The 21,115-nt window shown below is 67.8% G+C and carries 19 protein-coding genes; 12 read left to right on the top strand and 7 right to left on the bottom strand.

All coding sequences use genetic code 11. From position 1 onward, the window contains the following. The first annotated feature begins 38 nt into the window (after nucleotides 1-38). Nucleotides 39-737: an HAD-IA family hydrolase gene (locus tag IB278_RS28245; RefSeq protein ID WP_192327053.1), complete on the top strand. Its 699-nt coding sequence runs from the start codon at nucleotides 39-41 to the stop codon at nucleotides 735-737. 31 nt (nucleotides 738-768) lie between these two features. Here the strand turns inward: IB278_RS28245 and IB278_RS28240 are convergent, their stop codons facing one another. Then, nucleotides 769-2,091, bottom strand: a complete 1,323-nt coding sequence (locus IB278_RS28240) for a type II toxin-antitoxin system HipA family toxin (RefSeq protein WP_192327050.1) — start codon at nucleotides 2,089-2,091, stop codon at nucleotides 769-771. Further along, entirely contained in the window at nucleotides 2,088-2,369 is a 282-nt protein-coding gene (locus tag IB278_RS28235) for a helix-turn-helix domain-containing protein (protein WP_145744077.1), read from the bottom strand. Before IB278_RS28235 ends, IB278_RS28240 begins: the two co-directional genes overlap by 4 nt. A gap of 365 nt (nucleotides 2,370-2,734) precedes the next feature. Here IB278_RS28235 and IB278_RS28230 point away from each other — a divergent pair, with 365 nt between their 5' ends. Then, nucleotides 2,735-3,361 carry a DUF4337 domain-containing protein gene (locus IB278_RS28230; protein ID WP_145744075.1) on the top strand — a complete coding sequence of 209 codons (627 nt, stop codon included), beginning with the start codon at nucleotides 2,735-2,737 and terminating at the stop codon, nucleotides 3,359-3,361. A 64-nt stretch (nucleotides 3,362-3,425) separates the two neighbouring features. Here IB278_RS28230 and IB278_RS28225 read toward each other — a convergent pair whose 3' ends face one another. After that, complete coding sequence (locus tag IB278_RS28225) at nucleotides 3,426-4,325, bottom strand: LysR family transcriptional regulator (RefSeq protein WP_145744073.1); 900 nt, start codon at nucleotides 4,323-4,325, stop codon at nucleotides 3,426-3,428. Between the two features lie 111 nt (nucleotides 4,326-4,436). Between IB278_RS28225 and IB278_RS28220 the strand changes: the two genes are divergently transcribed. Genes IB278_RS28220 through IB278_RS28210 form a run of 3 tightly spaced genes read left to right on the top strand, consistent with a single transcriptional unit; the run spans nucleotide 4,437 to nucleotide 8,358 of the window. Then, a complete protein-coding gene (locus tag IB278_RS28220) occupies nucleotides 4,437-5,846 on the top strand; it encodes an amidase (RefSeq protein ID WP_225613222.1) in 1,410 nt (469 codons plus the stop codon). A 45-nt stretch (nucleotides 5,847-5,891) separates the two neighbouring features. Beyond that, nucleotides 5,892-6,863 (top strand): tripartite tricarboxylate transporter substrate-binding protein, encoded by a 972-nt coding sequence (locus IB278_RS28215; RefSeq protein ID WP_145744071.1) that lies wholly within the window; start codon nucleotides 5,892-5,894, stop codon nucleotides 6,861-6,863. Between the two features lie 4 nt (nucleotides 6,864-6,867). After that, nucleotides 6,868-8,358 (top strand): MFS transporter, encoded by a 1,491-nt coding sequence (locus IB278_RS28210; protein WP_225613221.1) that lies wholly within the window; start codon nucleotides 6,868-6,870, stop codon nucleotides 8,356-8,358. Here IB278_RS28210 and IB278_RS28205 read toward each other — a convergent pair. The 4 genes from IB278_RS28205 to IB278_RS28190 form a co-directional block, all read right to left on the bottom strand. Further along, nucleotides 8,312-8,806 carry an Lrp/AsnC family transcriptional regulator gene (locus IB278_RS28205; RefSeq protein ID WP_015865681.1) on the bottom strand — a complete coding sequence of 165 codons (495 nt, stop codon included), beginning with the start codon at nucleotides 8,804-8,806 and terminating at the stop codon, nucleotides 8,312-8,314. The genes IB278_RS28210 and IB278_RS28205 overlap by 47 nt on opposite strands. 76 nt (nucleotides 8,807-8,882) lie before the next feature. Continuing rightward, complete coding sequence (locus tag IB278_RS28200) at nucleotides 8,883-10,286, bottom strand: aspartate aminotransferase family protein (protein ID WP_192327047.1); 1,404 nt, start codon at nucleotides 10,284-10,286, stop codon at nucleotides 8,883-8,885. A 163-nt stretch (nucleotides 10,287-10,449) separates the two neighbouring features. Further along, nucleotides 10,450-11,382: a 2-hydroxyacid dehydrogenase gene (locus IB278_RS28195; RefSeq protein ID WP_192327044.1), complete on the bottom strand. Its 933-nt coding sequence runs from the start codon at nucleotides 11,380-11,382 to the stop codon at nucleotides 10,450-10,452. 9 nt (nucleotides 11,383-11,391) lie between these two features. Next, nucleotides 11,392-12,270 (bottom strand): GNAT family N-acetyltransferase, encoded by an 879-nt coding sequence (locus IB278_RS28190; RefSeq protein WP_192327042.1) that lies wholly within the window; start codon nucleotides 12,268-12,270, stop codon nucleotides 11,392-11,394. 501 nt (nucleotides 12,271-12,771) lie between these two features. Between IB278_RS28190 and IB278_RS28185 the strand changes: the two genes are divergently transcribed. The 7 genes from IB278_RS28185 (at nucleotide 12,772) to IB278_RS28155 (ending at nucleotide 21,090) form a co-directional block, all read left to right on the top strand. Continuing rightward, nucleotides 12,772-13,437, top strand: a complete 666-nt coding sequence (locus IB278_RS28185) for a haloacid dehalogenase type II (RefSeq protein WP_145744060.1) — start codon at nucleotides 12,772-12,774, stop codon at nucleotides 13,435-13,437. Nucleotides 13,438-13,469: 32 nt separating this feature from the next. Then, nucleotides 13,470-14,762, top strand: coding sequence for an NAD(P)/FAD-dependent oxidoreductase (locus tag IB278_RS28180; RefSeq protein WP_192327040.1), 1,293 nt, complete (start codon nucleotides 13,470-13,472; stop codon nucleotides 14,760-14,762). A gap of 85 nt (nucleotides 14,763-14,847) precedes the next feature. Continuing rightward, nucleotides 14,848-16,470, top strand: a complete 1,623-nt coding sequence (locus IB278_RS28175; RefSeq protein ID WP_192327038.1) for an ABC transporter substrate-binding protein — start codon at nucleotides 14,848-14,850, stop codon at nucleotides 16,468-16,470. Between the two features lie 22 nt (nucleotides 16,471-16,492). Next, complete coding sequence (locus IB278_RS28170; RefSeq protein WP_192327036.1) at nucleotides 16,493-17,449, top strand: ABC transporter permease; 957 nt, start codon at nucleotides 16,493-16,495, stop codon at nucleotides 17,447-17,449. A 10-nt stretch (nucleotides 17,450-17,459) separates the two neighbouring features. Then, on the top strand, nucleotides 17,460-18,365 hold the full coding sequence (locus IB278_RS28165; protein ID WP_145744052.1) for an ABC transporter permease: 906 nt from the start codon (nucleotides 17,460-17,462) through the stop codon (nucleotides 18,363-18,365). Next, nucleotides 18,365-19,990 (top strand): ABC transporter ATP-binding protein, encoded by a 1,626-nt coding sequence (locus IB278_RS28160; protein WP_192327034.1) that lies wholly within the window; start codon nucleotides 18,365-18,367, stop codon nucleotides 19,988-19,990. Before IB278_RS28165 ends, IB278_RS28160 begins: the two co-directional genes overlap by 1 nt. Before the next feature lie 11 nt (nucleotides 19,991-20,001). Further along, on the top strand, nucleotides 20,002-21,090 hold the full coding sequence (locus IB278_RS28155; protein ID WP_192327032.1) for a tartrate dehydrogenase: 1,089 nt from the start codon (nucleotides 20,002-20,004) through the stop codon (nucleotides 21,088-21,090). Nucleotides 21,091-21,115: the final 25 nt, after the last annotated feature.

Genomic DNA, 21,115 nt, shown 5'->3' with positions numbered 1-21,115 from the left:
CGCTGCGCGCCTTTTCCATTTCGATTGGAGCTGTTCCCATGTCCCTGCAGGATTTCAAGGTTCTCACTTTCGACGTCGTCGGCACGTTGATCGATTTCGAGGGCGGCATGCTTGCCTACCTCCGCTCGGCGGTGCCCGATGCCCGCGTGAGCGACGACGAATTCCTGGCCGCCTACCGCCGGGCACGCGCCGACGGCCAGGCCGGCTGGTACCCCGACGACCTGGAGCGCTGCTGGCACGCCATCGCGCCCGCGCTGGGCCTGCCCGACAGCGATGCGCTGGCCCGCGGCCTGCGCGATTCGGTGGCGCAATGGCCAGCCTTCCCGGACTCGGTGGAGGCATTGAAGCGGCTGCGCACGCGTTTCAAGCTGGTCACGATGACCAACGCGCAGCAATGGGCGCTGGCCCATTTCGACCAGACGCTGGGCTCGCCCTTCGACATGCTGCTGAGCTGCGACGACGCCCTGTGCGAAAAGCCCGACGCGCGCTACTTCGCCTACGCGCGCGGCCGCTTCGAAGGCGCCTGGGGCTACAAACAGGCCGACAACCTGCACGTGGCGCAAAGCCAGTACCACGACATCGGCATCTCCAAACAGCTGGGCATCGCCACCTGCTGGATCGAGCGCCGCCATGCGCAGAAGGGGTCCGGCGGCACCATCGAATCGAAGCACACCGAGCCCGACTACCACTTCCGCACGCTGGCCGAACTGGCCGATGCCGTCGAGGCGGGCCGCTGACCATTGCGCCGCAGCGACCTCCTGCGGGGCATCACCGCTTTCCCAGGAGCGGCGAGCGGCCCATCTTTTCCCGCGGGGCCGATATCGCGGGCTTCGCATCCGAGAAACGCGCCCGCTTGATCGCGACGTCCAGCGACGGCAGGCTCCAGGTCCTCTGCAGGCGCAGGCTGTTCATTCCGGCGTTCCAGGCATGCAGCATCCGCTTGGCCGTCTCGCGGAATCCGGGATAGCGGCCGGCCGCCTCGACCACCTGCGGGGTCACGCGGACGATGGACTCGCAGAGGCGGTCCACACGCTCTTTGGTCTGCGCAGGCATCACGCCGCAGCGTGTCTGCAGAAACCGCTCCAGCGCCTTGCCTGGCATCCAGGTGCTGCGCCCTTCGACAGGCATACCCGGCGGATTCTTCGCATAGTCGTCGTAGACCGTCGTGGTCAACATGTCGTAGACGGGAGCCAAGGCAATGCTCTCGCGCGACGTGTAGAGCAGCGCGATGTTCTTGGTGTGGCAGTCCGCGTTGCGCAGCGCATAGGTCAGCAGCAACAGATCCGCCAGTTGCGACAACGCCGCATTCTGTTGTGCCGGCGAATCCACTACATCCTTGATGCGGCCGACCACACGCTCCCAGGTCGACTGGTACTTTTCTTCAGGCCGCAGCGACAGCAGGCTGCAAAGGTCTTCCATGCCTTTGCGCATGGTGCCGTCCTCGTCGAAGTCGAAGCGATGCACCACAAGCGCTTGGCCATCCTCGGAGACTTCGGTCATCGCGGCAGGAATGCCGGCCTGGCGCGACACTTCCATGCACAGGTGTTCATTGAGCGCAACGCCCGGGAGCCGGGCGGTGGCCCCCTTGATGATGTACCGATCGGTGGCCAGCGTCCCTTTGCCGTACTCGGTCAGTGCGTTCGGCGACAGGAACTTGGGGACGACGCCGGACACCCCGGACACGGCATATCGGCGCACCAGGTCGACAAAGGCCGCCTCGGAGTTGTCGCCGCGCAAGATTTCCCTCAATTCGAAGGGTACGGGCGGCTGGGTCGGATCGGCGCCGGGCATGGCGACCTTCACGCGCCCGATGGCGTTGCGCCCCACCACCGACAGCAGGTTGAGCGGCGATGCACCGACCTGCGGCCCCAGTTGCTCCTGCAGAATCGACAGCAGGAAGCCCTCCGGCAGGTTCATCCGAAAGACGGGATGAAGGTCGGGATAGGCATAGGACTCCGTCCGCGCAGGCATCAGCAGCGAGACGAACTGCGTGGGTTCGACATCAGGGTGATAGGCCATGACGTGGCGGAAACCATCGGCAGACTCCAGGGTCGCCACCGGCTTGTCATGAACGAAGACGTGCAGCTTCATCGGCGCGCTTCACTGTCCTGCGCGAAGGCGCGTTGCCGCTCCGCCAGCGCGTCATCGAGCGTGAAGCTGCGCTTCATCGGCATGTAGCTCATCTCGTGGCCGAGCACTTCCAGCAGACGCAGCAGTTTGCGTGAGCCGAACTCGGCGACACCGCCCGTCTCGAAGCGTGCAAGGGTGGATTGGCCCAGGCCGCTCAAGGCGGCGAGTTCCTTTTGGGTCATGCCACGCTCTTTGCGCAGTTGCGCGAGTGCGCGGCCAAGATCAGGCAGACTGTTCATATGCTTTATTTGCTATAAAAATTCATGTGAAATTTCTAACGGCGCCCTGGCTGACGCATTGCCTATATCTGCACAAATTATAGCAAATAGAGCACTATTTTTGCGGCGACTTAATGCCGTATATGTAATGAGGTACCGCCGACGGATCAGGGAATCGGTTGCGTGTCTGGTCATTTTTATAACAAATACAGCACCATCCGATTCAATCCCTCGCCTCCGGGGCCGCGGTCGCCCGGGCCATCGCGCAAATGCCCACAAGGCGGCACGCGCAGGCAACGATTCCCGCGCGCAGCGCATGAATGCTTTCGTCTGCTGGCGGGCATACTCGCACGCGTTCAGAGAAAACCCATTTCAACAAGGATCCCATGTCAGGACACGGCTTTCACGTGCACGGCCCGCACGACCACGAACTTGAACACGCGGCATCCGGCGCTGGCCATGGCGACGGCCATGGGGACGGCACGGCGGCCTCACCGTCGGGTGGCATGAGCATGACGAGCAAGATCGCGGTGTGCACCGCCGTGATCGCCACCGTCGGCGCAATCTTCTCGTACATGGGCGGCGCCACGCAGGCCAACGCGGGCCTCTACAAGAACAACGCCGCGATCAAGAAGACCGAGGCGTCGAACCAGTGGAATTACTTCCAGTCGAAAAGCACCAAGCAGGCCTTGGCCGAATTTGCGCGCGACACCGCGACCGACGACGGCCGCAAGCAGGACTGGCAGCTCAAGGTGGCGCGCTACGAGCAGGAGAAGACCGACATCCAGGCCGCCGCGAAGAAGCTGGAGGCCGAGGCGAGCCAATGGGACGCCCAGTCGGAAGAGCAGATGCACCAGCACCATCGCTGGGCCCAGGCGACGACCGTGCTGCAGGTGTCGATCGCACTGGCCGCCATTGCGTTGCTGACGAAGAAGAAGTGGCTTGAGCGCGCGATGTTCGGCGTGGCGGCTGGGGGGCTTGTGGTGGGGGCGCTGGCGGCGTTTCACATCTAGCAGCCAGGCCGGCGCGAGTCGGAGGCGACGCATGCAACTGCCGCCTCGACCTCCCGGCCCTCCGCTAGGCAGCTTGCCGCACAGAGGCGCGCGCGCAGGCCAGGAAGGGCTCGATGAGCGGGCTCTGCCAATCGCTGCGCCAACAGGCGGCGATGTCCATCTTTGCATCGACGTTGCGAAGCGCCCTGAACACCACACCCGGAGGCCGGCCGATCCGGGCGCAGGCCGGCAGGATGGCCACGCCCTTGCCCGCCAGCACGAGCGCCAGCGCCGACATCATGGTCTCGACCCGCTGCGCGATCGGCATGCTGACGCCGTGCCGCCGAAGCATCGAGGCGACGACGGATTTGTCGACGTCTCCATCCGGCACAGGCAGCCCGATGAGGGGCAGGCCTGAGAGCCGCTCCAGTGGAATGCTGGACATGCGGGCCAGGGGCGAGTCCGCATGCATGGCCAGCATCAAGGGCTGGGTTCCGATGCGCTCGACCGCGATGCCGGCCTGGGCCACGGGCGGGATGCAGATCGCCACCGACACGTCCGAGTCGACGAGGGCCGAGACGTTGTTGAGGGCGTTCAGTTCCACGTACTGGACTTCCACATCCGGCAGCTTCGCCCGCAGCGCGTTCTCCAGGCGAGGGAGCACCAGGTAGGACAGCACGACCATGGTCCCGATCGTGAGCCGGCCCCTGCGGCCCGAGCCGATTGCCCGTGCCGCGTCGAAGCCTTCGTTGGCGAGCAGCAGCGCTTCCTTCGCACGCTGGAACAGCGCATTGCCGGCGTCGGTGATCTCCATGCCGCGCGCCGCCCTGCGGAACAGCGGCGTGCCCACCGCCGCTTCCAGGTTCTTGATGTGGACCGACAGCGGCGGCTGGGCCATGTTGAGCCGGCGTGCCGCCTTGCCCACGCTGCGTTCCTCGGCGACCGCCACGAAGTAGCGGAGCGTTCTGAAGTCTGGTGCTGCCATACGCTGCTCGTATGCCTTTTCAAGAAAACAGTATTGGACCCGATGGTGCGGTGCGTCAATCATTTGGGCATGAAAAAGTTTCCGCGTCTTCCGAAGTCCGAAATCTGCGAGATGTCCGCGGCGACCATGCGCACGCTCGTCGCGCAACAAAAGCTCTCGCCGGTGGAGATCGTCGAAGAAGTATTGCGCCGGGCCGACACCGTGCAGCCGCACCTCAACTGCTTCATCACGCTGTGCCACGAGCAGGCGATGGCGCAGGCCCGGCAGGCGGAACGTGCCGTGACGAGGGGCGAGGCACTGGGCCTGCTGCACGGCCTGCCTTTCACGGTGAAGGACATCGTCGACACCGCGAACGTCAGGACGACCTACGGCTCCCTGCTGCATCGTGACCACGTTCCCACGCAGGACGCCGTGGCGGTGGCGCGCATGCGCCAGGCGGGGGCCATCCTCATCGGCAAGACGACCACCTCCGAGTTCGGCGCCAAGTGCCTGACCGACGCTCCTCTTTTCGGCAGCACCCGCAACGCCTGGGATGGAACGCGCACCAGCGGCGGCTCGAGCGGCGGCGCGGCCGCGTCCATCGCGGCCGGCATCGCGCCGCTGGCCATCGCCACCGACGGCGGCGGCTCGACCCGCATTCCCGCCGCCTGCAACGGCGTGGTCGGCCTGAAGCAGAGCCTGGGCGTGGTGCCTCACAGTCAGGTACAGGACGCTTTCGGCAACTACACCTACGTGACGCCCACCACGCGCAACGTGGCCGACACCGCGCTCATGCTGCAGGCCATGACCGGCGCCCACGGGTCCGATCCCTGGTCGGTGGGCGTGCCGGCGCAGCGCTACTTCGACGCTCTGCAACCCGGCGGCGATCTGCGCGGCAAGCGGATCCTCTACTGCGCAACGCTCGAGGGGCGTCCGATCTCCGACGACGTCGCCGCCGCCTTCGAAGCCGCCCTGGACACCTTGCGTTCCATGGGCGCGGAGCTCGAAGAGATGTCGAGCGACGGATACGACGTCGAGCCGGTGTGGCGGGTGATCAACCACACCAGCTGGCGCGGCCGCTTCGCCCCGCTGGCCGCGGCGCATGCCGACCAGTTGAGCCCGTCGTTGCTGCAACAGCTCGAACTCGCGCAGCACGTCGACGGGGTCGCCTTCCAGCAGGCCATGTTTGCCAGGACCGCGCTCTTCCGCAAGGTCCAGGCCCAGCTGGAGAGCCACGACTTCATCTTCACGCCGACGCTCTCGCGCACGGCCCTGCCGATCGACCAGGACCTGTTCGGCCGTATCGAGATCGATGGCGAGGCGTATGCCGAAGTGCGGCCGAACTGGTTTCCCTGGACCATGCCCTTCAACCTCACGGGCCACCCCGCCATCAGCCTGCCGTGCGGTGCGGGCCGCGATGGCCTGCCCATCGGCATGCAGCTCGTCGGCCGGTTCCGCGAGGACCTGCAACTGCTGCAGGCCGCGGCGTCCTTCGAAGCCGCGCACCGGCCGGCGAACGCGCTGCCCGCCCTGGCCTTCTAGATCCCCTCTCCCGCTCCCATTCCACAACTTTGGAGGTACTCCACCATGGCCTCGTTTCTCAGGACACTTTTCCTCGGCGCGTCGATCGCACTGATCGGCGCCGCCGCGCATGCCGACAGCAATGCGCCCATCCGGCTGGTCATCGGCTTTCCGCCGGGCGGCGCGCTCGACAACCTGGCGCGTTCGCTGGCCGAGGACTTGCGCACCACGCTCAAGGAGCCCGTGCTGGTGGAGAACCGGCCCGGCGCCTCGACCCGGATTTCCATCGAGGCCGTCAAGGCCGCCCGGCCCGACGGCCGCACCATCCTGCTGGGCGCGACGCCGCCCTTCGTCCTCTTTCCGATGACCTATGCGCGGCTGAACTACGACGTCGACAAGGACTTCATCCCCATTGCGCACCTGGCGAACGTGCCCAGCGTCCTTTCGGCCGGCGCAGGCCAACCGTTCAAGACACTCCCCGAATATGTCGCCTGGGTCAGGAAGAACCCCACGGGTGCGAGCGTGGGGTTGACCAACCTCGGCGGCGCACTGCACTTCAGCGTGCTGCAGCTGTCCAAGGCCATCGGCGTGCCGCTCGCGCCGGTCACCTACAAGGGCGGTGCGCCGCTCGCGACCGACCTCATCGGAGGCCATGTGCCGTTCGCTGCCGACGCGCTGGCCAGCCAGCTCGAGCTCCACCGCGCGGGCAAGCTGCGGATCCTGGGTGTGGCAGGGACCCGGCGATTGAGCTGGCTGCCCGACGTTCCGACCATCAAGGAATCAGGCTACGACGCCTTCGACCGCGCCAACGCCGCCTATGCCGCCTTCGTGCCGGCGGGCACGCCGAAGGATGTGGCCGCGAAACTGGAAGCGGCCCTCCTCGCGGCCATGCGCAATCCGCAGGTGCGCGCGCAGGTCGACCGCATGGGCCTCGAGGCCACGGGGCTTCCCGGCGCCGAAGTGACGCGCATCATGAGGGAGGACCGGGCGTACTGGCGCCCCATCGTCAAGGCCTCGGGGTTCAGGAGCGAAGACTGAATCGATGATGGCCGACGACGACGCCGACCGGGCGGGCTGGGCAGTGCTCGTGGCCGCCAGTTCGGGCGCGCTGCTGTGCTTCCTGAATCTCAGCGCGCTCAATGTCGCGTTGCCTGCCGTGGCGCGGAGCCTGCACGCCTCGCCGGCGCAGGCGAGCTGGATCCTGCTGTCCTACATGCTGGTCAGCACCGTCTGCATTCTCAGCTTCGGACGGCTGGCCGATCTCTGGGGACGGCGCCGGCTCTTCCTCGCAGGACTGGGGCTTTTCGTGGCGGCGTGTGCGGCATGCGCCTTCGCACCCACCGCCGAACTGATGTTGGCGAGCCGCATCTGCCAGGCCGTCGGTGCGGCCGGCGTCATGGCCAACGCCAGCGCGCTGGTGGGCGATGCCTTCGGCCGCCGCAGGATGGGGCTGGCACTCGGCGTGCTCGCCATGGTTGCGGCCCTGGCCCAGGTCGTGGGCCCGCTGGCGGGCGGTTTCGTCGTCTCGTGGTGGGGATGGCGCGTCCTCTTCATGCTCAACGTGCCGATCGGGCTCGGCGTGCTGGCGTGGTCCTGGAAGATCCTGCCAAGAAGCGCGTTCGTTCAGGCCGAGCGCTTCGATCTGGCCGGCGCGGCACTGTCCTTCGTCGGCATTGGATGCGTGACCTATGCACTCTCGATGGCCGGTACCCGCGGATGGATCAGCACGCCGGTGTGGACCTTCATGCTCGCGGGGCTGTGCGCCATCGCCCTCTTCTCCGGCGTTCAGAGGCGTGTGGCCAGTCCGCTGGTCGACCCCTCGCTGTTCGGCGAACCGGGACGCCGCACCGCCTACGCGGCCATCCTGCTGCTGTCGATGACGCAGGCGGCTCCCCTGCTGCTGGTGGCCCTGTATCTGCAGGCTTGCGCGGGCCTGCAGCCATCGCAGGCGGGCCTGCGCATCGCACCGGTGGCATTCGGCATGCTGATGGCTGCGCCGGTGGCGGGCATCCTGCTTCGCCGCTTCGCGGCCGAATCCATCTGCGTGGGCGGCATGCTGCTCGCAGCCTGCGCCTTGGCACTGCTGGCGGCGCTGCTGCAACCGATGATCGGCGCCGTGCAGCTGTCGCTGTGCCTCTGGATGCTCGGCCTGGGCATCGGGAGCTTCGTGACGCCGAACAACGCATCGATCCTCCAGAGCGTTGTCCCCCAGCGCCGGGGCATCGCCAACGGCGTCCGGTCGACGCTGCAGAACACGGGCATCATGGTGGGAACGGCGCTGACGCTGAGCGTGGCGCTGGCACAGCTTCCTTCCGGCTCGCAGCGCATGATTCTGGGAGGCAGCGGCGCGGGGCTTTCGAATCCGGATGTGGCGGCCTTTACGCAAGGCGCCTGTTCTGCGCTGATCTTGCTTGCGGTCCTTTGCCTTGCCGGCGCGGCCTTGATCGCCGCGAGTGCCCGGCGGCATGGGCGCGGGAAAACGCCAGTCATCGCGGGTGGGGAAACAGCCGTTCGATCGGGCAGTGCGTCTTGATGAACGGCGACTTGATGACGATGTAGCTGAAGTACTTCGAGATGCCGATGTTGCGTTCGAGCAGTTCCTCGATCACTTCCTGGTAGTGGTTGACGCCGCGCGTCAGGAAACGCAGCAGGTAGTCGTAGCCGCCGCTCACCAGGTGGCACTCGAGCACCTCGTCCACCTCTCGGATCGCGGCCTCGAAGCGCACGAAGTCCTCGCGGTGGTGGTCCTGCAGCGTGACTTCGGTGAACACGGTGAGCGTGTCGCCGAGCTTCTCGAGCCGCAGGTGCGCGCCGTAGCCGGCGATGTAGCCGGCCTGCTCGAGCCGCTTCACGCGGATCAGGCAGGGGCTGGGCGACAGGCCGACCGCATCCGCGAGGTCGACGTTGGTCATGCGCCCGTTCTGCTGCAGCTGGGCCAGGATGCGCAGGTCGAGTCGGTCGATCTTGAAAGCTTCAGACATGGCAGTCCTGAAAAAACGAAAGAGGATCCGATTCTGCTTTGCCGGCGAGGTCCCGGGGCAGTGCTTTCCCGCCCGCTCAGGCCCCCAGGGCCGCGCGCACGTCGGCGGCATCCAGCACCTCGTCGAGCGTCTTCTTCAGGCGCGCGAACATCTGGGCGAACTCGTCCTCGGTGAAGGTCAGCGCCGGCGCAAAGCCCAGGATGTGGTCGCCGAAGGACCGGAAAACCAGGCCGTTGCTGTAGCCCGCGGCAAAGATGCGGTCCGCGAGGCCCAGCGCCGGATCGAAGCCGCGCTTGCCCTGTTTGTCGCTCACCAGTTCCAATGCGCCCAGCAGGCCTCGGTGGCGCGCATCGCCCACCAGTGGATGCGCGCGCAGCGCATCGAGCCCGGCCGCGAAGTGCGCCGCGCCGCGCTGGCCATTGGCGAGCACGCCGCCCTCTTCGTACAGCCGCAGCACCTCGAGCGCGACCGCGGCGCTCACCGGGTGGGCCGAATAGGTGGCGCCGTGGCCGACCGGCACGCCCGCGGGCGCGCCGTCGGCGATGCCGGCGTAGACCTTCTCGGACATCATCGTCGCGCCCATCGGCACGTAGCCCGAGGTCAGGCCCTTGGCCATGGTCATCAGGTCGGGCTCCACGCCTTCGGCCTCGCAGGCGAACATCGGGCCGGTGCGGCCGAAGCCGGTGATGACCTCGTCGACGACGAAGAGGATGTCGAGTTCGCGCGCGGCATCGCGCATGGCCTTGAGCCAGCCCTTGGGCGGCACGATGACGCCGCCCGAGCCCTGGATCGGCTCGCAGAAGAAGGCGGCCACGTTGTCCGCGCCGAGCTCGGCCACCTTGGCGCGCAGCGAGGCCACCGATGCGGCGATCAGGGCCTGCGGGTCGCCGCCGTCCGCATGGCGGTACGGGTTGGGCGACGGGATGTAGTGCTGCGTGGGCAGCGGCAGATCGAAGCCGCGATGGAAGGCGGGCAAGGCCGTGAGGCCCGCGCCGGTCGACGAGGAGCCGTGGTAGCCGCGCTCCAGTGCGATGAACTGTTTCTTCGACGGCTTGCCGATGGCGTTGTAGTACTGCACGATGAAGCGCACGGCGGCATCGACCGCCTCCGAGCCGCCGAGCGTCATGTACACGCGCGTCAGCGATGCGGGCGTGATCTGCACCAGCTTTTCCGCAAGGCGGATGGCCGGCTCGCTGCTGAAATGGAAGTAGCCGGTCGCGTAGGGCAGGCGCCGCATCTGCTCGGCCGCAGCCTGCACCACGCTCTCCTGGCCGTAGCCCACGTTCACGCACCACAGGCCCGCGAAGGCGTCGAGCAGTTCATGCCCGTTCGCATCGGTGAGCCACACGCCGCGGGCCGAGGCCAGCACGGTGGGGCCGTGCTGCTCGTGCGTGCGCCAGGGCGAGACGGGGTGGATCAGGTGGGCACGGTCGATGGCGTCGAGCGTGGCGTGGTGCGGCAATGCGGTGGGATGCGTCATGGCGGTGTCGATGGAAGCGAGAGCGAAGGAAGCTTTCGATGCCTTGAGCTTAGGCCGCGTGCCGCACGGCGTGGTGCTGCTTTGGGGGTGCTGCGCGAAGCAGGCTGCGGTTATGCGGCCCGCTACGGCACATCATGCGGCGGGCCCTTTCTCTTCTTCATCTTCAGTAGCCCCGCGCGCGGTCCACCAGTCCAGCCATCGGCTCGCCGGCTTCGAAGCGGCGCAGGTTGTGGAGCACGGCTTCGGCGGCGCTCAGCGGCTGCGTCATGCTCGCGATGTGCGGCGTGAGCTGAATGCGCGGATGGCGCCAGAAGGCATGCGCAGGCGGCAGCGGCTCGGGGTCGGTCACGTCGAGCACCGCATCGCCGACCCGCCCGCTGGCCAGCGCCGCCAGAAAGTCGGCCTCGACCAGGTGCGGCCCGCGGCCCACGTGCACCAGCCCCGTGCCCATGGGCAGCATCGAGAACAGTCTTGCATCGAGAAAGCCGCGCGTCGAATCGGTGAGCGGCAGCAGGCACACAAGGATGTCGGTGCGCGCAAGAAAGGCAGGCAGTTCGTCGCTGCCCGCATGGCATTGCACGCCATCGACCTCATGCCGCGAGCGGCTCCATCCCGCGCAGTCGAAGCCCAATGAGACCAGCTGCGCGAGCACAGCCTGGCCGAGCGAGCCGAGCCCCAGCACACCCACGCGCCGCTCGCTTGCGGGGCGCACCGGCAGCGGCTGCCACTGGCCTTGCTGCTGCTGGCGCCGGTACTGCGGCATGTCGCGGTGCAGGCCGAGCACGGCATGCGTCACGTATTCAACCATGCCCTGCACGATGCCGGGCTCGACCATGCGCACCACCGGCAACCCGGGCGGCAGCGCCGCGAAGTCGAACTGGTCGACACCCGCGCCCGAAGAGAACAGCACCTCGAGATTCGGAAAGCGCTCGGCAAGATCCTCCGGCGGCACCCAGGCTGCGAGAAAGCGCACCTGCGCCGGATCGCCAACCTCGGGCCAGATGCGGAAGTCGATGTCGGGGCGGTGGCGGCCGAACACTTCGGCCCACTGGCGGCCGCGTACGGGGTCTGACTTGTAGAGAAAGGTGGTCTTCATGGTCCGGGCCTAGCCCACAGCCTGAGTCACGAGAGCAAACAGCGACGGCCCCTGCACCGCCACAGCAAGTGGCGCACCGCGCACCATCGTCGTCGGCGCATCCACGCGCAGCAGGCCAATGCTCTCGAGCCATTCGGCCAGGCCGCTGTCGAAATCGATGTCGATGCGCGTGAAGTGGCCGGCGTTCAGCCCGGCAAGATGCGCGATCAATGCCTTCGCGCCCTCGGCATCGGGCGCCACCACCGGGCCGATCGAATGGCCGCGCCCGAAGCGCCGCAGCATTGCGAAGCCCTTCGGCTCGTTGTCGTGGTCGAGCACCACGCAGGCATCGGCACCTTGCAGCAGCTCGGCGACCAGCGCATCGCGCGGCATGCCTCGCGCGGCCGCGTCGAGCGCCTGCAGCGCGGGCAGCTCGTTGAGACCCGCCGGCCGCAGGCGCCAGCCCGGCTGCAGCGCGACCAGCGGCGCCGGCTGCGCAATGCCCTGGTGCTGGCGCACCTCGCCGGCGCGCACAAAACCGAGCCGCTCATAAAGCCCCCGCCCTTCCGCGGTGGCGTGCAGGAGCACCGTGCGGTCTTCAAGCCCCTCGAGCAGCGCGCTCATCAGGCGATGGCCGATGCGGCGGCCCTGGCAGGCGGGCGTGACGATCACCAGGCCGATGGTGGCGTGGCGCTGGCCCCAGCGCCAGCGCAGGCCGGTCGCAATGATCTGGCCGTCGCGCTCCACCGCAATGCCGTCGGCATGCGGGAACACCTGCTCCCAGTCTGCGGGACGGTGCGGCCAGCGCTGTTCGGCCGAGAGCGCATGCGCTTGTGGAAGGTCGGCGGCCGTCATCGGCCTGAGCACCACGCCATCCATGGCGGGTGCGTTCGAAGTGGGTTCAGGCATAGGGAAAACTCTCTGTTGCGGCGGAATGGCGCATCCATCTTGGACGACATTGCGGCGCCGCACCAGAGCGAAACGGGCCTCTTTCACAACTTGCAAGCTTCGGTTGCAGCACCCCCCTGTTTCGCAATTCGCTGCGGCGGCGCGCCCGCATACGCACACAAATGCTGTGCCACCCTGCCTAGGATCGACCGCCACTTTCCTCGCCCCCCGCCATGCAAGCCTTCCATCCGCGAAACACCCATCGGCAACGACCTGGAACGCCGGTTGTTCGAAGCCAGGCTGAGCTTCAAAAGCGTGCTCGTCGACTTTGCCGCGACGCACGCAGGTGCATGGACGCACACACGCTGGGCACACCGCACGGCATGCCGTCGCCGCCCCCGCAAACCGCAGCTTCGTTTCGCCAGGCGCCGTTTTTCCCTACATACCTCGAGCGATGGCGTGCTGCAATCGCTTCGTAATGAGTTTGTCGCATTTGCCACCCTTCACAGAGGATTCGAGACCATGACCTTCCGTCCCAAGTACGTGACCTTCGACTGCTACGGCACCCTCACGCGGTTCCGCATGAAGGAGCTGACCACCGACCTCTTCGCCGACCGCATCCGGCCAGAGCAGATGGATCAGTTCGTCGCCGACTTCACCGCCTACCGCTTCGACGAAGTACTGGGCGCCTGGCAGCCCTACGAAGTGGTGCTGAAGAACGCGGTGCGGCGCCTGTGCAGGAAATGGAAGATCCAGTACTTCGACAGCGACGGCCAGAAGTACTACGACGCCGTGCCCACCTGGGGCCCGCACGACGACGTGGCCGCGGGCCTCGCCAAGGTGGCCAAGGAAATCCCGCTGGTCATCCTGTCGAACGCCTCGGACGACCAGATCCAGAAGAACGTGGCGATGCTCGGCGCACCGTTTCACCGCGTCTATACCGCACAGCAGGCGCAGGCCTACAAGCCGCGGCTGCAGGCCTTCGAATACATGCTCGATTCGCTCGGCTGCAACCCGGAAGACGTGCTGCACGTGTCGTCGAGCCTGCGCTACGACCTGATGTCGGCCGACGACATCGGCATCGTCAACAAGGTGTTCGTCAATCGCGGCCATGGTCCGGGCAATCCGGCCTACCGCTACACCGAGATCCAGGACATCGGCGGCCTGCCCGGCGTCGTCGGTCTCTGATCTTTTCTTTCATCCAGCACAGGCCCCACGCCATGAAGCTCGACTCCTACTGGACCGATTCGGCACCTGCGTTCGTGCCGCAGACGCACGAGCTGCCGGCGCAGGTCGATGTCGCGATCGTCGGCGGCGGCTTCACGGGCCTGTCGGCGGCGCGGGCGCTGGCGAAGCGCGGCGCGCGTGTCGCGGTGCTGGAAGCCGGCAACCGTGTGGCGGCCGAGGCCTCGGGGCGCAACGGCGGGCACGTGAACAACGGGCTGGCGGTCGACTATGCCGACGTGGCGGCCAAGGTCGGCATCGACAAGGCCCGCGCCTGGTACCGTGCTTACGACGACGCGGTCGACACGGTGGCGCGGCTGGTGCGCGACGAAGCCATCGACTGCGACTTCATGCGCCACGGCAAGCTCAAGCTCGCCACGCGTGCCAACCAGATGGCCGCGCTCGAACGCAGCGCCGAGCGCCTGGTCGGCGACGGCGTGGACACCGATGTGGAGATCCTCGGCGCGGCACAGGTGTGCAGCGAGGTGCAGAGCGAGCGCTTCCACGGCGGCCTGCTCTACAAGCGCAGCGGCCAGATGCACATGGGCCGCTTCGCCCAGGGCCTGGCGGAGGCCGCACAGCGCCATGGCGCGCAGATCCACACCGGCACCATGGTGAGCCGCATCGAGCGCCTGGGCCAGGGCCATGCGCACCGGCTGCACACCGCCGGCGGCATCGTCAGCGCGCAGCAGGTGCTGCTGGCCACCGGTGCCACGCGCCATGGCGGCTACGGCAGCTTCGGCTGGCTGCGCCGGCGCATCGTTCCGATCGGCAGCTTCATCGTCGTCACCGAGCCGCTCGGCGCGGAGCGCGCGCAGGCGCTGCTCGCGGCCCGGCGCACCTACACGACGGTGGCCAACATCCACCACTACTTCCGGCTCACGCCCGACCACCGGCTGGTGTTCGGCGGCCGTGCACGCTTCTCGGTTTCCAGCCCGCAGGCCGATGCCGCGAGCGGCGAGATCCTGCGTGCCGGGCTGGCCGAAACCTTTCCGCAGCTCGGCGCCGTGCGGCTCGATTATTGCTGGGGCGGACTGGTCGACATGACGCAGGACCGCCTGCCCCACGCCGGCGAGCGCGACGGCCTCTACTACGCGATGGGCTACAGCGGCCACGGCACGCAGATGTCGGTCCACATGGGCGAGCGCATGGCCGCCGTGATGGACGGCGACGCCGCCGCCAACCCCTGGCGGGACCGCGGCTGGCCCGCCATTCCCGGCCACTTCGGTCCGCCCTGGTTCCTGCCCGCGATGGGCCTCTACTACTCGCTCAAGGACAAGCTGGCCTGAGCGCCCCGCGAGTGCACCGTTTTCGTTCCGTGTTTGTTTGTTCTTCAACCCTCATCAGTCACCGGCCCCACAGGAGTACCCCACCATGAGCGACAGCAGCAACAAGAGGTTCGAGAACCTCGTCGGTCCCGGCGAAAGCCTTCGCGTGATGGATTCGCTCAAGCGCGGCGCATCGCGGCGCGACATCCTCACGATGCTGATGGCCGGCGGCATGCAGGCCACCCTGGCGGGCAGCCTCGCGGGCGTGGCGATGAGCGCCCATGCGCAGACGCCGCGCAAGGGCGGGCGCCTGCGCGTGGCGGGCGCCACGGCCGCCGCCACCGACACGCTCGATCCGGCCAAGCAGTCGAACCAGACCGACTACTCGCGCTGCAACATGATCTACAACGGCCTGACCTCGCTGGACGGCAGCCTCACGCCGCAGCCTGCGCTGGCTGAATCCTTCACCACCAAGGACGCCAAGACCTGGGTCTTCACCTTGCGCAAGGGCGTGAGCTTCCACGACGGGAAGGCGCTCGCGCCGGCCGACGTGGTGTTTTCGGTGATGCGCCACAAGGACCCGGCCACCGCCTCCAAGGCCAAGATCCTTGCCGACCAGATCGAAAGCGCCAAGGCCACCGGTCCGAACGAAGTGACCTTCGTGCTCGGCGCGCCGAACGCCGACCTGCCCGTGATCCTGGGCACCTTCCACTTCCACATCGTCAAGGAAGGCACCACCGACTTCAACGCCGGCATCGGCACCGGCCCCTACAAGCTCAAGGAATTCAAGCCCGGCGTGCGCTCGCTGATGGTGCGCAACGACGCCTACTGGAAGCCCGGCAAGCCCTACCTCGACGAGATCGAGTTCGTGGGCATCGGCGACGAGAGCGCGCGCGTCAACGCGCTGCTGTCGGGCGGCATGGACCTGGTCGGCTCGGTCAACCCGCGTTCGGTGGAACGCGTGAAGGGAACCCCCGGCTTCGGCATCTTCGTGACCCAGTCGGGCCAGTACTCCGACCTCATCATGCGCAAGGACGTGGGCCCCGGCGCCAACCCGGACTTCGTGCTCGGCATGAAGCACCTGTTCGACCGCGAACAGATGAAGAAGACCATTGCGCTGGACTACGCGGTGCTCGGCAACGACCAGCCGATCGACCCGACCAACCGCTTCTACTTCGCCGGCCTGCCGCAGCGCCCCTTCGACCTGGACAAGGCGAAGTTCCACCTGCAGAAGTCCGGCATCACGGGCAAGGTGCCGATGGTGGCATCGCCCGCGGCGCTCTATTCGGTGGAGATGTCTCTGCTGCTGCAGCAGACGGCCCAGCGGGCGGGGCTGGAGCTCGACATCAAGCGCATGCCGGCCGACGGCTACTGGTCGAACCACTGGCTCAACAGCCATGTGGGCTTCGGCAACGTCAACCCGCGCCCGAGCGCCGACGTGCTGCTGACGCAGTTCTTCCAGTCGGGTGCGGCATGGAACGAATCGCGCTGGAAGAGCGAGAAGTTCGACCAGCTGCTCGTGGCCTCGCGCGCCGAGACCGACCTGGCCAAGCGCAAGCAGATGTATGCCGACATGCAGACCATGATCCACCAGGACGCCGGCATCGGCATTCCGCTGTTCCTCGCGAGCATCGACGGCCACAGCTCCAAGCTCAAGGGCCTGTCGCCCATCCCGCTGGGCGGCCTCATGGGCTACAACTTCGCCGAGAACGTCTGGCTCGAAGCCTGATCCGTGCATCGGAAGATCCTTCATGAACCATGTCATCCTGAAGCTTCTGGCCCAGCGCATCGCGCTGGCGCTCGTGTCGCTGCTGGCGGTCTCGGTGGTCGTGTTCTCGATCACCGCGGTGCTGCCCGGCGATGCCGCGCAGGAGCAGCTCGGCCAGGACGCCACCCCCGAGGCGGTGGCCGCGCTGCGCGCCCAGATGGGCCTGGACGTGCCGGCGCCCGCGCGTTATGCCAAGTGGCTGCTCGGCATGGTGAAGGGCGACCTCGGCCGCTCCGCGACCACGCAGATGCCGGTGTCCGAGCTGGTCGCCAGCCGCCTGCCCAACTCGCTGCTGCTGGCCGCGGTCACAGCGCTGTTCTCGGTGCCGATCGCGCTGGCGCTGGGCATTGCCTCGGCGGTGTGGCGCGGCTCATGGTTCGACCGCGCGGCGTCGACGGCGGCCGTGGGCGTGGTGTCGGTGCCGGAGTTCCTGGTCGCGACGCTGGCGGTGCTGGTGTTCGCGGTGCAGCTGCGCTGGCTGCCGGCGCTGTCCTTCGTCAACGACATCGAGTCGCTGGGCCAGCTGCTGCGCGCCTTCGCCATGCCGGTGCTGGTGCTGTGCTGCGTGATCGTGGCGCAGATGATGCGCATGACGCGCGCCGCGGTGATCGACCAGCTCGAGGCGCCCTACATCGAAATGGTGCGGCTCAAGGGCGCCTCGCCGATGCGCATGGTGCTCGCGCATGCGGTGCCCAATGCGGTGGGGCCGATCGCCAACGCGGTGGCGCTGAGCCTGTCGTACCTGCTGGGCGGCGTGATCATCGTCGAGACCATCTTCAACTATCCCGGCATCGCCAAGCTGATGGTCGACGCTGTCTCGCAGCGCGACATGCCGCTGGTTCAGACCTGCGCCATGATCTTCTGCTGCGCCTACCTGATCCTGGTGACGACGGCCGACATCTGCGGCATCCTTGCCAACCCGCGGCTGCGGCACCGCTGAAGGAAGCTTCATGGAAACCTCCACCTCTCCAACGGTCGTGAGCGCTGCGGCCTTGCTGCCGCAGGTGCCGCAGAAGCGCCGCGGCGGCCCGCTGCACTGGCTCGCCGGCTTCGGCGTCTCGGGCCTGTTCGGCCTTGCGGTGCTGCTGTTCTGGGTGCTCGCGGCGCTGCTCGGGCCCTGGCTGCTTTCGCACAGCGCGGCGGCCGCGGGCACTTCGAATGTCTTCGCGCCGATCAGTGCCGCGCACTGGCTCGGCACCGACTACCTCGGCCGCGACATGCTCGCGCTCGTCATCGAGGGCGCGCGCTACACCGTCGGCGTTGCATTGCTGGCCACGCTGCTGGCCAGCGGCACCGGCACCGTGCTGGCGCTGCTGGCCGCGGCCAGCGGCCGCTGGATCGACGCGGTGCTCAGCCGCGGCCTGGACACACTGACCGCGATCCCGAGCAAGATGTTCGCGCTCATCATGGTGGCGGGCTTCGGCTCCTCGGTGCCGATGCTGGTGGTCACGGCGGGCATCATCTACGTGCCGGGCGCCTACCGCATCGCGCGCTCGCTGGCCGTCAACATCAACGCGCTCGATTACGTGACCGTGGCTCGCACGCGCGGCGAAGGCACGCTCTACATCATGCTGCGCGAGATCCTGCCCAACATCGCGGGCCCGATGCTGGCCGACCTGGGCCTGCGCTTCGTCTATGCCGTGCTGCTGCTGGCGAGCCTGAGCTTCCTGGGCCTGGGCATCCAGCCGCCGGCGGCCGACTGGGGCTCCCTGGTGCGCGAGAACATCGGCGCGCTCGCCATGGGCGGTGCCTCGGTGATCGTGCCGGCACTGGCCATCGCGAGCCTGACCATCGCGGTCAATCTCGTCATCGACAACCTGCCCGGCCGTTCGGCAAGAGAACGAGGAGCACGCTGATGGGCGCACCACTCACTGTCCAGGGCCTGAGCATCTGCGCCGGCGAGAACACGCTGGTCGACAACCTGAGCTTCTCGGTGCAGCCCGGCGAAGTGCTGGCGCTGATCGGCGAATCCGGCTCCGGCAAGACCACCACCGCGCTCGCGCTGATGGCCTATGCACGCCACGGCTGCCGCATCTCGGCGGGCCGGGTGCAGATCGGCGACACCGACGTGCTGGCGCTCGATGCGGCGCGGCAGCGCTCGCTGCGCGGCCGCACGGTCTCCTACATCGCGCAGAGCGCGGCCGCGTCGTTCAACCCCTCGCGCACGATCATGGACCAGGTGGTCGAGCCCACCGTCATCCACGGCCTGTGCAAGCGGTCCGAGGCCGAGGCCAAGGCGGTGCAACTGTTCCGCGAGCTGGCGCTGCCCGATCCTGAAACCATCGGCGCGCGCTATCCGCACCAGGTCTCCGGCGGCCAGCTGCAGCGGCTGATGGCCGCCATGGCGCTGATCGGCGATCCCGAGCTCGTGATCCTCGACGAGCCCACCACCGCGCTCGACGTGACCACGCAGATCGAGGTGCTGCGCGCCTTCCGCCGCGTGGTGCGCGAGCGCCGCGCCACCGCGGTGTACGTGAGCCACGACCTGGCCGTGGTGGCCCAGATGGCGGACCACATCCTGGTGCTGCGCAACGGCAGGATGAGCGAGATCAACGCCACCGAGCAGATCCTCTCGGCGCCCGCCGACGACTACACGAAGTGCCTGCTCGCGGCCGCGCGGCCCGCGGTGCGCGCGTCGGGCCAGGCCTCGGGCGATTCCGAACTGCTGCTCGATGTGCAGGAGCTGTCGTGCGGCTATGGCGCGGTGGACGCGAAGGGCCAGCCGGCCAAGATCATCCTCGAGGACATCAACCTCAAGCTCTACCGCGGCCAGGCCATTGGCGTGATCGGCGAATCGGGCTCGGGCAAGACCACGCTGGCGCGCGCCGTTGCCGGCCTGCTCAAGCCCTGCCACGGCAGCGTCATGTTCGATGGTCATGCGCTCAAGCCCACGCTGCAGCAGCGCAGCCCCGAGGAGCTGCGCCGCATACAGATCGTGTTCCAGATGGCCGACACGGCCTTGAACCCCTCGCAGACCATCTGGCGCATCCTGGCACGGCCGTTGCAGTTCTACAAGGGCTTGCGCGGCGAGCCGCTCAAGCGGCGCATCCATGAACTGCTCGACCTGGTGAAGCTGCCGCACACCGTGGCCGACCGCCTGCCCGGCGGACTCTCGGGCGGGCAGAAGCAGCGCGTGAACCTGGCGCGCGCGCTGGCGGCCGAGCCCGACCTGATCCTCTGCGACGAGGTGACCTCGGCGCTGGACACCGTGGTGGCCGCGGCGGTGCTCGACCTCATGGCCGAGCTGCGGCGCGAGCTCGGCGTGTCCTATCTCTTCATCAGCCACGACCTGCACACGGTGCGCTCGGTGTGCGACGAGATCGTGGTGATGCAGCACGGCCGCAAGCTCTCGCAGGTGGCGCGCGCCGACTACGAGCGCGGGCCGCACCACCCCTACTACCAGCTGCTCGCCCGCTCCGTGCCCGAGCTGCGCCAGGGCTGGCTCGACGACATGGACCGCAAGGCTGCGGCAGCCGCATGAAGAAAACCGAAATGACCCCCACGTTCCGCATCGCGCTGATCGCCGGCGACGGCATCGGCAAGGAAGTGATGCCCGAGGGCCTGCGCGTGGTGCTGGCCGCCGCGGAGCGCTTCGGCTTCGAGCTCGACTGCCGCACCATCGCCTGGGCCAGCTGCGACTACCACGCCGAGCACGGCCAGATGATGCCGGACGACTGGAAGGAGCAGCTCCAGGGCGTCGACGCAATCTATTTCGGTGCCGTCGGCTGGCCCGCCACCGTGCCCGACCACGTCTCGCTCTGGGGATCGCTGCTCAAGTTCCGCCGCGAGTTCGACCAGTACATCAACCTGCGCCCGGTGCGCCTGTTCGAAGGCGTGCCCTGCCCGCTGGCCGGCCGCAAGCCCGGCGACATCGACTACCTGGTGGTGCGCGAAAACACCGAGGGCGAATACACCTCGCTCGGCGGCGTGATGTACGAGGGCACCGAGCGCGAGATCGTGATCCAGGAGTCGGTGTTCTCGCGCCACGGCACCGACCGCGTGCTCAGGTACGCCTACGAACTCGCCCGGTCGCGCAAGCGCAAGCACCTCACGGTGGCCACCAAGAGCAACGGCATCGCGATCAGCATGCCCTGGTGGGACAGCCGCGCCGACGCCATCGGCCGCGACCACCCCGAGGTGACCGTCGACAAGCAGCACATCGACATCCTGTCGGCGCGCTTCGTGCTGCAGCCCCAGCGCTTCGACGTGGTGGTGGCGAGCAACCTGTTCGGCGACATCCTCTCCGACCTCGGCCCGGCCACCACCGGCACCATCGGCCTCGCGCCCTCGGCCAACCTCAACCCCGAGCGCAAGTTTCCCTCGCTGTTCGAGCCGGTGCACGGTTCGGCGCCCGACATCTACGGCCAGAACATCGCCAACCCGATCGCGATGATCTGGTCGGGCGCGCTGATGCTGGACTTCCTCACGCAGGGACAAGGCGCGGGCCGGGCCGCGCACGATGCCATCCTCGGCGCGATCGAAGCGGTGCTGCGCGACGGGCCGCGCACGCGCGACCTGGGCGGCACGGCCTCGACCACCGACATTGGAGTGGCCATTGCCGAACGCGTGGCGGCCGCCTGACCTCCCCATTCATCCAGGACCTTTT

Source organism: Variovorax sp. VRV01 (genome assembly GCF_014852545.1).
GTDB lineage: Bacteria > Pseudomonadota > Gammaproteobacteria > Burkholderiales > Burkholderiaceae_C > Variovorax > Variovorax beijingensis_A.
This window is presented reverse-complemented; position numbering and strand designations above follow the sequence as displayed.

Bases quoted from the DNA above. Each gene is read 5' to 3' on its own strand.
- IB278_RS28230 (WP_145744075.1), top strand. From the start codon at position 2,735: ATGTCAGGACACGGCTTTCACGTGCACGGCCCGCACGACCACGAACTT.
- IB278_RS28165 (WP_145744052.1), top strand. From the start codon at position 17,460: ATGGAAACCTCCACCTCTCCAACGGTCGTGAGCGCTGCGGCCTTGCTG.
- IB278_RS28200 (WP_192327047.1), bottom strand. From the start codon at position 10,286: ATGACGCATCCCACCGCATTGCCGCACCACGCCACGCTCGACGCCATC.
- IB278_RS28195 (WP_192327044.1), bottom strand. From the start codon at position 11,382: ATGAAGACCACCTTTCTCTACAAGTCAGACCCCGTACGCGGCCGCCAG.
- IB278_RS28185 (WP_145744060.1), top strand. From the start codon at position 12,772: ATGACCTTCCGTCCCAAGTACGTGACCTTCGACTGCTACGGCACCCTC.
- IB278_RS28235 (WP_145744077.1), bottom strand. From the start codon at position 2,369: ATGAACAGTCTGCCTGATCTTGGCCGCGCACTCGCGCAACTGCGCAAA.
- IB278_RS28190 (WP_192327042.1), bottom strand. From the start codon at position 12,270: ATGCCTGAACCCACTTCGAACGCACCCGCCATGGATGGCGTGGTGCTC.
- IB278_RS28240 (WP_192327050.1), bottom strand. From the start codon at position 2,091: ATGAAGCTGCACGTCTTCGTTCATGACAAGCCGGTGGCGACCCTGGAG.
- IB278_RS28180 (WP_192327040.1), top strand. From the start codon at position 13,470: ATGAAGCTCGACTCCTACTGGACCGATTCGGCACCTGCGTTCGTGCCG.
- IB278_RS28155 (WP_192327032.1), top strand. From the start codon at position 20,002: ATGACCCCCACGTTCCGCATCGCGCTGATCGCCGGCGACGGCATCGGC.
- IB278_RS28175 (WP_192327038.1), top strand. From the start codon at position 14,848: ATGAGCGACAGCAGCAACAAGAGGTTCGAGAACCTCGTCGGTCCCGGC.
- IB278_RS28205 (WP_015865681.1), bottom strand. From the start codon at position 8,806: ATGTCTGAAGCTTTCAAGATCGACCGACTCGACCTGCGCATCCTGGCC.
- IB278_RS28210 (WP_225613221.1), top strand. From the start codon at position 6,868: ATGATGGCCGACGACGACGCCGACCGGGCGGGCTGGGCAGTGCTCGTG.
- IB278_RS28170 (WP_192327036.1), top strand. From the start codon at position 16,493: ATGAACCATGTCATCCTGAAGCTTCTGGCCCAGCGCATCGCGCTGGCG.
- IB278_RS28160 (WP_192327034.1), top strand. From the start codon at position 18,365: ATGGGCGCACCACTCACTGTCCAGGGCCTGAGCATCTGCGCCGGCGAG.
- IB278_RS28215 (WP_145744071.1), top strand. From the start codon at position 5,892: ATGGCCTCGTTTCTCAGGACACTTTTCCTCGGCGCGTCGATCGCACTG.
- IB278_RS28225 (WP_145744073.1), bottom strand. From the start codon at position 4,325: ATGGCAGCACCAGACTTCAGAACGCTCCGCTACTTCGTGGCGGTCGCC.
- IB278_RS28220 (WP_225613222.1), top strand. From the start codon at position 4,437: ATGTCCGCGGCGACCATGCGCACGCTCGTCGCGCAACAAAAGCTCTCG.
- IB278_RS28245 (WP_192327053.1), top strand. From the start codon at position 39: ATGTCCCTGCAGGATTTCAAGGTTCTCACTTTCGACGTCGTCGGCACG.